Source organism: Paenibacillus sedimenti (genome assembly GCF_014534655.1).
Lineage (GTDB): Bacteria > Bacillota > Bacilli > Paenibacillales > NBRC-103111 > Paenibacillus_E > Paenibacillus_E sedimenti.
In genome coordinates this window covers 1-13,520 of the sequence record NZ_JACVVD010000021.1, presented here as the reverse complement: position 1 = coordinate 13,520, position 13,520 = coordinate 1, and the positions used below count along the sequence as shown (strand labels likewise).

Genomic DNA, 13,520 nt, shown 5'->3' with positions numbered 1-13,520 from the left:
TACAAATAGCACGACAATCGTTACCCCTCTTGAACGCTTACGAGGTTAGCTGACGGATTCGGACGTGAGAGTCGCCCTACTAAGTGTTTGCGAAGCAAACACCAAGATTCACCCCTGATACTCAATCTGTTCACCCCGGCACGGTATGTATCCGTTGGCTCACAGCGGTTCCCCCGTTCCCATAATGGAACTCAGCGAATGGAAAAATGGCAAATTGGTTATTAAGTTATTATGAAAAGTATATTACGCTGTAAATCTTCTGCTGTAAAGTGATCGATTCTGGATAAAAAGGACGAAAATCAGGAATTACGGACATTTTAATAAACAAATATGGGTTATTGGTACGTTTTTCTCATTATAACACACGATTACGCTTATTTTCATCTATCTTACGCCTAAATTAGGCTTAATTTGTGAATTTGTTTATAATAGGATTGGATAAAAATGACTTAAAAATACCAATAATTTGCTAAACAGGGAGGCGATGAGATGGCCCCGATTTTACAAGTTGACTCTCTTTACGGAGGTTATTTACCAGGCAAGCCTGTCCTCCATGAGCTCTCATTTTCGATTCGGCAAGGAGAGATGATGGGGCTAATTGGACTGAACGGCGCAGGGAAAAGTACGACCATCAAGAACATTCTCGGTCTGCTTAAACCCCAGAAGGGCAGTATCCGAATTAACGGTCTCACTTTAGCCGATGACCCAATCCCCTACCGCGCAGCTTATGCTTATGTCCCCGAAAGCCCTGAGCTGTATGAGGAGTTAACGATACGGGAGCATCTGGAATTGACCGCTATGGCTTACGGATTGTCGAAAGATGCGTATTTGTCGAGATCCGAAGCGTTGTTAGAAGAGTTTCAAATGAAGGACAAGCTGAACAGCTTCGCCAGTCACCTCTCTAAAGGTATGAAGCAAAAGGTCATGATTATGAACGCTTTCTTAATCGAGCCTTCCTTATATATCATCGATGAGCCCTTCCTCGGGTTAGACCCGCTAGCTATTCGCTCCTTACTGGAATTGATGGTCAAAATGAAGCGAAAAGGCGCCAGTTTCCTCATTTCTTCGCATATTTTGTCAACCATCGAGAAGTATTGCGACAACTATGTCGTACTGCACAGAGGGCACATGGCAGCCCAAGGAGATTTAGGCGAATTGCGCGTGCAAACAGGCCTCCATCAAGCGTCATTAGACGACATATTTTATCAACTCGTGCAAGGTGATTCTTTATGAAAAACATGGATGTTAACACCCAAATCCTATGGCAGCAGCGCTTCGAACGTTATATGAAGGAATCCATGGGATACTGGCAATATGCGGCGCGCAGTAACTTCCTGGGCTTCATGTTGTTTCTTGTCATTATTTCTTCTTATTATTATGCGAAAATACTGCAGCGTCTTCCGACAAATTATCCTTATATATGGATCGTCCTTCTGCTGCTCGTCCCCCTGCTTTCATCCAGTCCGATTCGCACCTTGCTGCGCCATGCGGATCGCATGTTCCTGCTTCGCATCGAGCATCGAATGGGGACCTATTTTCGCAATGCCTTCATATATAGCTTCGCTTTGCAAGCCTTTTGGACTTTGATCGCTTGGGTGGTGCTTTGGCCTTTATATCATCATTGCGCAGGAAACGCCGTACAACCAATTTGGCTCATGCTCGGATTCCTCATACTGATGAAAGCTGCGAACTTGCTTGGGAGTTGGCAGGAAAGCCGATTCGCAGATCATCGCGTGAGAATGGCTTCGATCACCTTTCGTTGGTTAGGTACTCTTGTTGTCGTTTATCTGCAATTTCAATCCAATTTGTTGTGGGCAAGCGGCACTGCGCTAATCCTCATTCTCATCTGGCTGTCTGCTGCTTATTTTGCATCCAAGTTCCTCATCGGCTGGGATTATCTGATTGCCAAAGAAAAACAGCAGCAAGCACGGCTGTATGCATTTTTCAATTGGTTCGTGGACGTACCGCAGTTGGGTACGCGAATAACCCGCCGAAGATGGATCAGCGGGATCACAAGGTGGGTGCCTTTTAAACAGGACGCCACTTATATGTATATCTATACGAAAACATTGCTCCGTACGGAGCTATTCACCATCGTGCTGCGCATTACTTTAATAGGGATGCTTGCCATCTTCGTCTCCAGCAGTGAGTTGGCAAGAGGTGTTATCTTCTTCGTCGTTATCCTGATTTCGATCGTTCAGCTGACTTCGCTTGCACGCGCCCATCGTTACACGTTCTGGCTAGAGATGTACCCGCTTAATCGCAACCTGAGGGCAGGAGCGCTCGCTTTTCTAGTCTGGTGCGTGTTGCTAGCGCAAACTTGCGTTCTTGCGATCCCACTGCTAATCCGATCATCGCTTAGTTATGCGCTTGTGCCATTGCTCAGTGTCGCCATGATTTCATTTATTTGCGGTATCGTGCTTCGCCGCAAGTTTCATGCCGCCGATTCACTTCAGACCTAACAATCGAATGGCGTTATTCGTCGTAATCTCGGCAATTTCCTCTACCGTCATGCCGCGAATTTCTGCGGCCGTCTCGGCGACCAGCCGAACGTAAGATGTTTCATTGCGCTTGCCGCGAAATGGATGCGGAGTCAAGTAAGGGGCATCCGTCTCAATCAGCAACCGGTCCAGTGGAACCTGGGCCAATACCTCCTTGGGCTGCTTCGCGTTCTTGAACGTGACCGGCCCGCCGAAGGAGATATGGAAGTTCATATCCAAACATTGCTTGGCCGTCTCCCAGCTTCCGGAGAAACAATGCATGATGCCGCCGACCTCGGCTGCTTTTTCCTCCTTCAGCACTTGAAGAATATCTTGATGCGCATCGCGATTATGAATGACAATCGGCATCCCCAATTTACGCGCAAGCCGGATTTGTTCGCGAAACACCCGGTTCTGTACATCTTTAGGTGACGTATCCCAGTAGTAGTCGAGACCAATTTCCCCAATAGCGACAACCTTCTCGTGCTTGCAAAGCTCCTCAATCCATTCCAGATCGCCAGGCTGCATATGTATTGCATCAACCGGATGCCAACCCACCGTCGAATAGATGAAATCATATTGTTCAGCCAGGGCGATCGAACCCGGAATCGTTTCCCGGTTAAAGCCGACGTTCACGATGCGGGTTACGCCGGCATCCAGCGCTCTTTGAATGACCTCATCCCGATCTTCGTTAAACTGTTCTGCATTTAAATGTGTATGTGAATCGGTTAGCATGGTTTTCTCCTTTTTTATGTATATCCAAGCATCATGTATGCATTATTCTTGCTTGCCTAGCAGCGTCCATAGATCTAAATAAGTGGTCGTATTCAAGCCTTCAAGCAGCTCTTCCGGATAATATATATGATGTTTACCCATATGGATGCCGCTAATGGAGCGGACTATCTCTGATTTATGCGTGATCTCCGTCAGGTTGTCCTTATGATCCAATAGCAGGATCGGCAGCTTCTCATCGCTTTCGCCGGGACGGTATACATCATAAGAAAGATCGGACGGGAAATCGATCTCCATATAATATGAAGGATCCAGCCCATTCTCCTGCATCGCCTGTTCCATTCGCTGAATCAGACGTTTGTTCCCCTCTTCGAAAGTGCTGTATTTAAACAGCCTGCGATCCAAGAAACGTTTGCACAAATCCACGAGGACAGGATCTTGCTCCATAATCCAGAACGTTAACATCGTTTGCATCACAGACTCATCCAGCAGCAAGTAATCCTCTAGCGATAGTCGATTCTGGATCAGGTGTAAAATCGGCTCTACCATAAATCCGAAAGTATAGTTATCCTCATATAGGTGTTTAGCACGCTGAAAAATCTTGTGCAGCAAAATCTCCGCACTTCGGGTCACCGGATGGAAATAGACCTGCCAGTACATCTGGTACCTGGACATCAGATAATCCTCAACGGCATGCATCCCGCTATCTTTTACCACAATATGTCCTTTGTAAGGCCTGATAACACGAAGAATTCGTTCCAGATCGAACGTTCCATAGTTAACGCCCGTGAAATAAGCATCGCGCAGCAAATAATCCATCCGATCCGCATCAAGCTGGCTGGAAACGAGGCTAACCACAATTTCTTCACTGTAGGATTTACAGATGACACCGGCGACTTTCTTCGGAAAATCCGGAGAAATCCGGCTGAGCACCTTATTCACTTCCGTATCTCCCAGCACAATTCGGCAAGACCAGTCCTCATGTCTCGTGCCGAAAGCCTTCTCAATCGAATGTGAAAAAGGACCATGGCCCAAATCGTGCAGCAATGCCGCGCATAGACAGAGCAGCCGTTCCTCTTTCGGCCAATCCTCGTAATGATTACGCTCGAACTGCGAAATGATTTTACGGGTGACTTCATATACGCCAAGAGAATGAGAAAATCTGCTGTGTTCGGCACCATGAAACGTTAAATAGGAAGTGCCTAATTGCCGAATACGCCTAAGCCTTTGAAACTCCCTCGTGTTAATTAAATCCCAAATCGTAGCGTCTTGCACGTAAATATACTTATGAACCGGATCCTTAAACACTTTTTCTTCTTTCATCCTTTTCACTGCCTTTCTTTATCAAATTCGACATATTTTCGACATTATTTGTCGAATTGTGTCGTTTCTATATTCCAATTTTACAACTAACTTAGAACCCATACATACCTGCCAATTAGCTCTATTATTCTATACAAGTTTGTAAGATAGGACTTACAAAGCCTTGATATATAAGGTTTTTCAGGATTTTGATAATCTTGGTCAACCGTGACTTTTTTCGTGTAAATAGGTATAAAAATATGAAAATATGGTTGACTATTTTGGGAATGGTTGGTATCATAAAACAAGACGATATGTCGAAAGATGACGATATTGATAAAATATTTATAAAATGGAAGGGGCATATATATGTTGAAATCCACTGGTATTGTAAGGAAAGTCGATGAATTAGGTCGTGTTGTTATTCCAATTGAGCTTCGCCGCACACTAGGTATTGGCGAGAAAGACGCTTTGGAAATTTATGTAGATGGCGAACGCATCATGCTGAAAAAATATGAGCCTGCATGTATCTTCTGCGGCAATGCCGAGAATGTAACCTATTTCAAAGGAAAAATTGTTTGCCATATTTGTTTATCAGAAATGCCAACACCTGTGACAAAATAAGAAAAATAGTATATAATAGAAGTAGCACTAATCCCTTATGGTAATTCTAACCTTTTTCATATCTCCTCTAATCTCTAATCAGTTGGCCTAGGCCACGGATTAGAGATCTTTTTTTGTCTGGCTTTTTGGAGACTGGCTGTGGCGGCGGCCTAATCGAGCACCATCAACGCTCAAGCAGCGCGTTGTACACATCGCGCTTGGACAGCCCGCGATCCGCCGCGACCAGCTTCATCGCGTCCTTCCGCTCGCTGCCGCGCTGCTCGTAATGCTCGACGTGCTCGCTCAGCGTCAGCGGCTCCCACCAGCCGGCGGCCGCCTCTGCCGCCGCTGCAGCCGAGGTACCTTCGGCGATAATACAGTACTCGCCCTGCGGCGGGTACTGTTCTAAATGCGCGAGGCACTCGGCGATCGTGCCGCGGACAAATTCCTCGTACCGCTTCGTCAGCTCGCGGGCGAGACAAACCCGGCGCTCCGCCCCCCACACTTCCGCCATGCGGGCAAGTGTTTTATCCACGCGGTGCGGCGATTCATAGAACAGCAGCGTGCCCTGCGCCAGCTGCAGCTCCTCCAGCACCTTCGTCTGATCCTTTTTCTCCCTGGGGAGAAATCCGACGAAGGTAAACCGCTCTGTCGGCAGGCCTGATGCAATCAGCGCCGACAGGGCCGCATTCGCGCCGGGGATGGGCACCACCGGCACGCCCTGCTCCACGGCCATCCTCACCAGGTCGTAACCTGGATCGGAGATGGCCGGCAATCCCGCATCGCTGACCAGCGCGATGCTCTGCCCTTCAAGCAGCAAGCGGACGAGCTCCGGTCCGCTTGCCTGCTTGTTGTGTTCGTGATAGCTGACGAGTCGCGTGGCGACCTCGAAGTGCGTCAGCAGCTTACGCGTTTGCCGCGTGTCCTCCGCGGCAATGAGGTCCACTTCCTTCAGCGTGCGGATCGCGCGAAAGGTCATATCTTCGAGATTGCCGATCGGCGTTGCGACCAAGTATAAGGTACCTACGCCTTGCCTATCATCTCGGTAACTTTTTTGCACATTGAAACCCAGTGCAACCACCATCTTTCCTATTTTTTTCATTTACATCAAAGAGGTTCTGCCCCCGTAATAGATTTCCTTCAATTCTTGGCAATACTCCTGATTCTCATCATATACAATAAGCGGCGCCAGCGTCCGAATTTCCGGCTTACCATCCTTCAAACCCTCGACCAGCACCATCATTGCTTCTTCGCCGGCTCGTGCATGTACATACCTGATGCGCTTCGGCTCCAATCGATATTGCCGCATCAAACATATGATGTCGACGAGTCGCGTCGCCCGGTGCACCATTGCCACTTTACCGCCAGACTTGACCAGCTTGGCGCTTGCTGTGATGACATCCTCCAGCGTGCAATGAATTTCATGTCGCGCTGCGGCGATATGTTCATTGATATTTTGCTCGCCATTTGGTACGGGAAGATAGGGAGGATTCACGGTAACCGTATCAAACTGCCCGTGTCCGAGCGTCTGCACAATCGTTCGCAGATCCCCTTGAATCATATGCAGCCGTTCTTCTAATCCGTTGAGCAACGTATTGCGAACCGCCATGTCAGCCAATCTTTCTTGGATTTCTACTCCCCAGATTTCCGCGCGAGTTCGCGTTGTTAATAACAGCGGTACAACGCCGTTGCCTGTACATAAATCAATCATACGCCCCTTAGGAGCTACACTGCAAAATCGCGCAAGCAATATGGCATCAAGTGAGAAGCTAAATACCTGCTCACTCTGTATAATTTTCAAATTATGCGTCAATAAATCATCAATACGTTCTGTGGGCAATAAAGGAACTTGCTTCATACGTTTTCTCCGTCATTTCCTTTCCGGTTCTTCTATTGAAAAAAACCGTAAGGCATGCACCCCTACGGTCAAACGGACTTATTTATTTAAAAAGGATAAGCAAAACAAACAATCTCCCTCAGTTCGAAGGTGTCCATAATAGACATTGCAAATATGAAAACCTTCATTATACAAACGGGTCAAGTTATCGTAACCGGCGCCAACGAGGGGAGGCGGCTCTTTGGCCAATCCTACCGGCTGCTCTACAATCGTTTCCTCTTGCCGAATCAGCTTGCGAAGCTGCTGGTTTTCAATGCTTAGTCGCTTGTTTTCTTCAATGAGTAAAATGATTCTTTTCTTTAAGGCACCAAGCTCTTCATAAGTGGCGCCCATTCTTTCTTCGATACCGTCAATCTGTTCGAAAATATCCTGTTTATCCACGATTTCACCTCTAGTGCCATCCATGCTTACGTCGCAGCTTCTCGCGGTAATAAGCCTCTACTCTTGTTCTACCACATCATCGAAAGGCAAATCCAACACTTTACCAAGGTCAAACAACTGAACCTTAGCGGTACGCTCGTTAATATTCAAACCGAGTACCTTTCCGTTACCAAATGAAGTAATGACATGTCTGCCTACGGTCGGCAGCGAGTCTTTGGCACTTTCATAGTTATCGTGCTCATATTTCAAACAACACATTAACCGTCCGCAAAGTCCGGAAATCTTCGTCGGGTTTAGCGACAAATTCTGATCCTTCGCCATCTTGATCGATACCGGCTCAAAATCGCCCAAAAACGAAGAGCAGCAAAGAATTCGCCCGCACGGACCGATACCGCCAAGCATTTTGGCTTCATCCCGTACACCGATTTGACGCAGCTCGATCCGAGTCCGGAAAATGCTGGCCAAATCCTTTACGAGCTCACGGAAATCTACACGTCCCTCAGCTGTGAAATAAAAAATAATTTTATTGCGGTCAAATGTATACTCTACGTCCACGAGCTTCATCTTAAGATTATGGTCTTTGATCTTCTCATGGCACGTTTGGAACGCATCCTTGGCTGCTTTTTTGTTCTCTTCCACCAAATCGGCATCCGAGTTATCCGCGATGCGGATCACCTTTTTCAGCGGCAGAACCACGTCATTTTCCCTGACGTTCTTTTTCCCGACAACAACCTTGCCATATTCCACGCCGCGTGCGGTTTCAACAATTACGGCGCTTTCTTTTTCTATAGGCAGATCGATCGGATCGAAATAATATATTTTACCCGCTTTCTTAAAGCGGACGCCAACTACCGAATACATGCTACACCCCCTGCATCTCCACGAGCATTTTCTCGATAACCAGCTGTGAATTGGCGTTAAAGCGTAGACGTTTTTGCAGATCTACCGCTTGTTCCATCATACGCACCCAATCGGAGACGTCCCGGCTGAATGCGAGGGAGCCCATCCAGTCCAGCTGGTCGTTATAAACAAGCTTGTCCCTGCGCTCAAGGCGCAGCTGCACCATATCTTTAAACCAGAGAATCAACAGGTCAAACAAACTCGACATGTGATCCGCCAGCTCTGTCTTCACAATCTTGTGCTGAACCGTAATCATAGAAGAAGGGAAACGTGTGAGCGTCTCCTTCGCTAATTGTAACACTACGGTTCTCATTTCTGCAAACCAATTTGCCGCGATAAGTTCCCTTGCCGCACGTAATCCTGCCGTTAAATGAGCAGCCGGCTGCACCAGCGCTGCGGGATACCCCTCTTGTAACAATGTCAGCACCATTTCATCACGAGGCAGGGGTGTAAAACTGATCCATTGTGCACGAGATTGAATCGTTGGCAGCAGCGCATTCCCGTTCTCAGTAATAAGAATCGCAACGACACGCGAGGTTGGCTCTTCAAGAAACTTCAGCAAGCTGTTGGCAGCCTGAACGGTCATTTTTTCAGCATGATGAAGGACGTAGATTTTGGTTCCCGAGGCTGTAGCCCGGTAAGCAAACTCTTTTTGCAAATCACGAATTTGCTCGATCTTAATCGACGCGCCTTCCGGCTCTACCACGTGCAGGTCCGGATGGTTACGATGTTCCACCTTGCGGCATTCCAGACATTCTCCACACGCATCATCAACTGAATGCTTACAGTAAATAGCTTTGGCGAGAGCCAGCGCCATTTCTGAACGGCCGGTGCCAACCGGTCCGCTAAAAATATACGCATGCGACAGCTTGTCCTGTCGCAGCCCGTTCTGCAGCAACCGTTTGGCCGCTGCTTGTCCGGGTATTGCTTGGAAGGACATAAGTGGTCTTCTCCATTCGGTCCATTTAAAATAACAGGTTAATCAACATCCCTCGGATTTCTCCGATTTTCTGCAAAATATCAATCCGCCCCTGCTCGGTCTCCAGCAGCTCATCCGCCAAAGCCAGCAGCTCCCGATCGATTTCCTCCAAAAGTTTATATCGTTTCGAACGGCCGCGCCGATCCCAGCCCTTCGTATCTCTTAAGTTCACACCGCGACGCGCGGTTTCTTCGAGAAACTGCTTGATCAGCAGTTTGTACTGACGCAGCTCCCGAACAGTCATCGATCGCGCCAAACGATCGCCCTGCAGCGTTATTTGCTGCATCATTTTGTTCAGCTGCTCCTGCGAAAACTTCTCATCGTGCTGCTGCATGATGTCCGAGAAATTCCGGGGTGCCAGCTGTGGCGGCGGGACGTTCTCGTTGACCTTGACGTTCTTACCGATGGGCTGCCACCCCGGATTAATTTTCAAGACTCATCCATCCTTACGTGCTCCAGATTGAATTAATAATGTTCAAATCGTTCTACAGGCAGTACGAATACAGCTGCTCCACCCACTTGAACTTCCACAGGAAATGGAATGTAGGAATCCGTCGTTCCTCCCATAGGCGAAACCGGTGTGACAAGCTGCTCCCGAATTTTGCAATTGGCACGGATAACCTGCATAACCTCTTGTACCCTCTCATCCTCGGTACCGATCATAAAGGTTGTATTTCCGGCTCGCAGAAAGCCACCTGTACTTGCTAGCTTCGTAGCGCGAAAACCCTCTTTAATCAACGCATTAGAGAGACGGTTACTGTCTTTGTCTTGAACAACGGCAACGACTAGTTTCATGGGTGATTCCTCCTCTTCATTATAAACTAATAATGGGTTTCTTGCCTTAGACGGAAAGATGTTCCTTTAGCAAACGGTTACAATCCGATAATATGTCTGCGACAATTTCATCCTGGCTGCGATCCGCATTCACAACGCGTACACGCTCCGGATGATCGGCTGCAATTTGATGAAATCCCGCACGCACTCGGCTGTGGTATTCAACGTTTTTTTGCTCGATCCGATCTAATTGCTGTGCAGCAGTTTCCGTTCCAGCCGCTCTTTGGTGCAGTCTAGCCAAGCTCACTTCCACGGGTACATCCAGAATGTATGTCCGTGTCGCCTGCAAACCGGAACTGGCAAACCGGTTCACTTCTCTGACCGTTTCTAAGTCCGCACCCAGACCATACGCTTGATAAGCAATGCTGGCGTCAATGAATCGATCGCACAAGACGATTTTGTTTGCTTTGAGCGCCGGTAAAATGAGCTCATGTACATGCTGCGCCCTGGATGCCGCGTACAGCAGCACTTCTGCCTGATCGACCATCTCTTCATGAACAGGATCTAAAATGATGCTGCGAATCTTGTCGCTAATCGCCGTACCCCCAGGCTCCCTCGTAACCACGACCTCATGTCCCATTTGCCTAAGCTCCTCGGCCAATCTTCGTAATTGCGTTGTTTTCCCTGCGCCGTCCGGCCCTTCAAACGTTATGAATATCCCTTCCACTCTGTCCTCCTGAATGCTGTGTTACCAGATGATGTATGGTTATGTGTATATCTTTAGCTTTTGTGTCTGTCCAAATGCGGTGCCTTGGAACCGGATTCCGTTCATGGCAAGCTGCTCCAGCGCTTCGGCAACCGATGCTGTGATGGTTTCGCCCGGGTACAAATATGGAATTCCCGGCGGATAAGGAATTACCATGTCCGCAGAACGTTTTCCAATGGCATCTTGGATCGTGACTGTACTTACATAGGACTCGTTAGACCCTGTTTTCCGCAAATCTCGCAAATCAAAGGCGATTGGCGTCGAAATTTGTGTATCTGGGGGTAATATACTTATATTCGAGATAGGCTCTAGAAGTTCCTTCTTTTGCAACTGTTCGTCCAAATTAATGTTAGCCAAGGCTTGGTAGACCCTCCAAACATCATCCCTGCTGGATGCTGGCGAAAATACGAGCAAGACATTCCGTGCATCTGCCATCTCAACGAAACAGCCGCAAGCTTCGAGAAGATCTTGAAGATCTGAGCCCGATAACGTACCTGTTTTGTCGTAAATACTCACTTTGAAGGGATCCGCTGTCGAAAACCCATGATCTTTTACGTTAGGAAAGTCATATGAATGATAGCCGAATGTTTTTAGCTCATTAAGCAGCGCCCTGAACTCTTTGACAACCCCAAGCCCTCGGCTGATCCACGCTTTACCTTCCGTATGCATTCTCTTTCTCGCTAAATCAAGCGAAGCTAGAATCGGATAGGACGGACTGGAGCTCTGAAGCATGGCTAACCGCTGTTTAATGGCTACTCGATCTATGCGCGGCCCCTTTACATGCAGCATAGCTCCCATCGTCATCGCAGTGAGCATTTTATGCGTTGACTGTACAACGACATCAGCCCCGCTTGATAACGCGGAAGCCGGAACTTCCTCGTGAAAGCCATAATGCGCCCCATGCGCTTCATCCACAAGCAGTAACTTATCCTGTTCATGCATAAGCTGAGCGAATGGTCTGAGATCTACTCCCAGTCCGTAATAGTTTGGATTCGTCAGTAAGAGGGCTTTTGCCTCAGGATATCGTCTAAGTGCCAGCTTTACATCTTCTATATGTATGCCAGTTGCTGTTCCGGTCTCATGATCCCATGCAGGAGATAAAAAAACCGCTCTTGCGCCGGCTAGCATGAGTCCGTGAATGACGGATTTATGGACGTTTCTTTGCACTAAGATCAAATCGCCCCGTTCACAGACCGACGTAATCATGGCTAGATTGCCCGCCGTACTTCCACCTACGAGAAAATAAGTCTCCTCAGCTCCGAAACAATCCGCGGCAAGCTGCTCTGCCTCCAATATAGCTCCCTCAGCATGGTGTAAATCATCAAGCCCAGTTATCTCGGTATAATCGATGGACATCACCGCTTGTAAAAATGGCTTTGCTTCATCTAAAACTCCCAGTCCGGATTTATGTCCGGGAACATGGAAGCTAGACGGCTGACTCTGATTGTGTGCTATCATTGCCTCATATAAGGGGGCTATTGATTTCCTATTTTCAAACATAGACATTCATTCTGCTCCTTCAACGATCTATATGATACCCCTATAGTAGATTATAGCCGCTGAAAAAACAAAAAAGCTTCTAGCTAGAAGCTTTTCTCTTAGTTCGTGTATGTTCTCGCATGATCCGTATAAAGTACTTTTTTCATTTGTTTCACAAAAAAAGGATATTTGTGATCTCTAACATCGGTTCTAACCATTTCACTACTGCACTCATCGCATATAAAGGCCGTAATAATTCGAATCCCGCCAATTCGCTGCTGCTCACAAATCATACATACCCCGATCCGATTCTCCTCCATCTGATCACCTCAACTCCTTAGAGTTTTCGTAAGAAAACTTTCTTCGTAAGCATATCCTTTATTATATTAGTATATCCGAAGCTCATTTCTCCTAAACTAGCTATGCACTCATATTTTGGAAGGTTTCTGCCGATATAGACTTATATTACGTTCTATTGTCTTACGGAGGTCATCATGTCGTTACAAGATCCAACTCTCTCCAAAAACTCTACAATCTATAGTTACACTTTAATGAAAAGAATGCACCATGCAGTATATAAGATAATTCTCTATTTTCTCCTGCTCGTTACGATACTACTCTATCAATTGAATACAACGAATTGGCTAGCTATTCTAATTAGCTATCCGATTCTAATTATCGCTCATACCTTGCTGGTGCGCATTTACTTTCAATTTACGATTGGAAGCGCCATGAGAGGGTGGTCCTTCAAATGGGGGATCTTCTGGTGCGGGATCTTGCCTGACGGCAATGCCTCAATTCGATTAGTGAGCAAAGTACAGCTGCACTTATTCTGGATCGGTCTAGCTTACATTGCAATCCTGTACCCATGGATTCCCCATATTTGGCTAAAATACTTGGCCATCTTTCATTTTTGGATCATGATGCCGCGGTTATGGATGCTCTTCCGCTTTCGTCCCTATCGGAAAAATGGACTTATCAAGATTACATCAAAGGATACATCCTGTTATATGCAGTAAAAGTAGAAGGAGTTACGGCAATCACCTGCATCCCCTTGATGCGGGTTCTTTGCATTGGTGAAAATGAGAAAAGAGCCTTCTCGAGATTTCTCTCAAAAAGGCTCTTTATTGTGCTTGGCAACGTTCTACTCTCCCAGAACCCTTCGGTTCAAGTACCATCGACGCTGGAGGGCTTAACGGTCGTGTTCGAGATGGGAACGCGTGGGTC

At 47.2% G+C, this 13,520-nt stretch carries 16 protein-coding genes, 1 rRNA gene and 1 riboswitch; of the genes, 4 read left to right on the top strand and 13 right to left on the bottom strand.

Translation table 11 applies throughout. The features are described from left to right. Positions 1-19: 19 nt before the first annotated feature. A riboswitch (cyclic di-AMP (ydaO/yuaA leader) is annotated at positions 20-207 on the bottom strand. A 282-nt stretch (positions 208-489) separates the two neighbouring features. Together ICC18_RS31125 and ICC18_RS31120 are read left to right on the top strand one after the other, a co-directional pair. Further along, positions 490-1,233: an ABC transporter ATP-binding protein gene (locus tag ICC18_RS31125; RefSeq protein WP_188178308.1), complete on the top strand. Its 744-nt coding sequence runs from the start codon at positions 490-492 to the stop codon at positions 1,231-1,233. Further along, a complete protein-coding gene (locus tag ICC18_RS31120) occupies positions 1,230-2,462 on the top strand; it encodes an ABC transporter permease (RefSeq protein ID WP_188178307.1) in 1,233 nt (410 codons plus the stop codon). Before ICC18_RS31125 ends, ICC18_RS31120 begins: the two co-directional genes overlap by 4 nt. On the opposite strand, the gene ICC18_RS31115 is transcribed toward ICC18_RS31120, so the two are convergent. Both ICC18_RS31115 and ICC18_RS31110 read right to left on the bottom strand, forming a co-directional pair. Continuing rightward, the gene (locus ICC18_RS31115) at positions 2,448-3,215 is read right to left on the bottom strand and encodes a TatD family hydrolase (RefSeq protein WP_188178306.1); all 768 of its coding nucleotides are present in this window, start codon (positions 3,213-3,215) and stop codon (positions 2,448-2,450) included. The two genes, ICC18_RS31120 and ICC18_RS31115, sit on opposite strands and share 15 nt — an antisense overlap. A gap of 42 nt (positions 3,216-3,257) precedes the next feature. Continuing rightward, positions 3,258-4,535: an HD domain-containing protein gene (locus tag ICC18_RS31110; RefSeq protein ID WP_188178305.1), complete on the bottom strand. Its 1,278-nt coding sequence runs from the start codon at positions 4,533-4,535 to the stop codon at positions 3,258-3,260. A gap of 348 nt (positions 4,536-4,883) precedes the next feature. On the opposite strand from ICC18_RS31110, the gene ICC18_RS31105 reads away from it, so the two are divergent. Further along, on the top strand, positions 4,884-5,138 hold the full coding sequence (locus tag ICC18_RS31105; RefSeq protein WP_188178304.1) for an AbrB/MazE/SpoVT family DNA-binding domain-containing protein: 255 nt from the start codon (positions 4,884-4,886) through the stop codon (positions 5,136-5,138). 163 nt (positions 5,139-5,301) lie between these two features. Here the strand turns inward: ICC18_RS31105 and rsmI are convergent, their stop codons facing one another. From rsmI to ICC18_RS31055, 10 genes are all read right to left on the bottom strand, one after another. Continuing rightward, complete coding sequence (gene rsmI / locus ICC18_RS31100; protein ID WP_376745681.1) at positions 5,302-6,201, bottom strand: 16S rRNA (cytidine(1402)-2'-O)-methyltransferase; 900 nt, start codon at positions 6,199-6,201, stop codon at positions 5,302-5,304. An 18-nt stretch (positions 6,202-6,219) separates the two neighbouring features. After that, positions 6,220-6,975, bottom strand: a complete 756-nt coding sequence (locus tag ICC18_RS31095; RefSeq protein WP_188178303.1) for a tRNA1(Val) (adenine(37)-N6)-methyltransferase — start codon at positions 6,973-6,975, stop codon at positions 6,220-6,222. Between the two features lie 78 nt (positions 6,976-7,053). After that, positions 7,054-7,395, bottom strand: coding sequence for a DNA replication initiation control protein YabA (yabA, locus tag ICC18_RS31090; RefSeq protein WP_188178302.1), 342 nt, complete (start codon positions 7,393-7,395; stop codon positions 7,054-7,056). Positions 7,396-7,452: 57 nt separating this feature from the next. Next, a complete protein-coding gene (locus ICC18_RS31085) occupies positions 7,453-8,256 on the bottom strand; it encodes a PSP1 domain-containing protein (RefSeq protein WP_188178301.1) in 804 nt (267 codons plus the stop codon). Between the two features lies 1 nt (position 8,257). Continuing rightward, complete coding sequence (holB, locus tag ICC18_RS31080; RefSeq protein ID WP_188178300.1) at positions 8,258-9,235, bottom strand: DNA polymerase III subunit delta'; 978 nt, start codon at positions 9,233-9,235, stop codon at positions 8,258-8,260. Positions 9,236-9,260: 25 nt separating this feature from the next. After that, positions 9,261-9,707, bottom strand: coding sequence for a YaaR family protein (locus ICC18_RS31075; protein ID WP_188178299.1), 447 nt, complete (start codon positions 9,705-9,707; stop codon positions 9,261-9,263). Positions 9,708-9,739: 32 nt separating this feature from the next. Next, positions 9,740-10,069, bottom strand: coding sequence for a cyclic di-AMP receptor DarA (darA, locus tag ICC18_RS31070; protein WP_079417169.1), 330 nt, complete (start codon positions 10,067-10,069; stop codon positions 9,740-9,742). 46 nt (positions 10,070-10,115) lie between these two features. Beyond that, positions 10,116-10,775, bottom strand: a complete 660-nt coding sequence (gene tmk / locus ICC18_RS31065) for a dTMP kinase (protein ID WP_188178298.1) — start codon at positions 10,773-10,775, stop codon at positions 10,116-10,118. 39 nt (positions 10,776-10,814) lie between these two features. Continuing rightward, on the bottom strand, positions 10,815-12,320 hold the full coding sequence (locus ICC18_RS31060; protein WP_223193034.1) for an aminotransferase class I/II-fold pyridoxal phosphate-dependent enzyme: 1,506 nt from the start codon (positions 12,318-12,320) through the stop codon (positions 10,815-10,817). A gap of 92 nt (positions 12,321-12,412) precedes the next feature. Further along, a complete protein-coding gene (locus tag ICC18_RS31055) occupies positions 12,413-12,613 on the bottom strand; it encodes a sigma factor G inhibitor Gin (RefSeq protein ID WP_188178297.1) in 201 nt (66 codons plus the stop codon). A 174-nt stretch (positions 12,614-12,787) separates the two neighbouring features. Between ICC18_RS31055 and ICC18_RS31050 the strand changes: the two genes are divergently transcribed. After that, the gene (locus ICC18_RS31050) at positions 12,788-13,312 is read left to right on the top strand and encodes a hypothetical protein (RefSeq protein WP_188178296.1); all 525 of its coding nucleotides are present in this window, start codon (positions 12,788-12,790) and stop codon (positions 13,310-13,312) included. A 112-nt stretch (positions 13,313-13,424) separates the two neighbouring features. Here the strand turns inward: ICC18_RS31050 and rrf are convergent. Further along, positions 13,425-13,520: ribosomal RNA gene (gene rrf / locus ICC18_RS31045) — 5S ribosomal RNA — on the bottom strand; the annotation flags it as partial.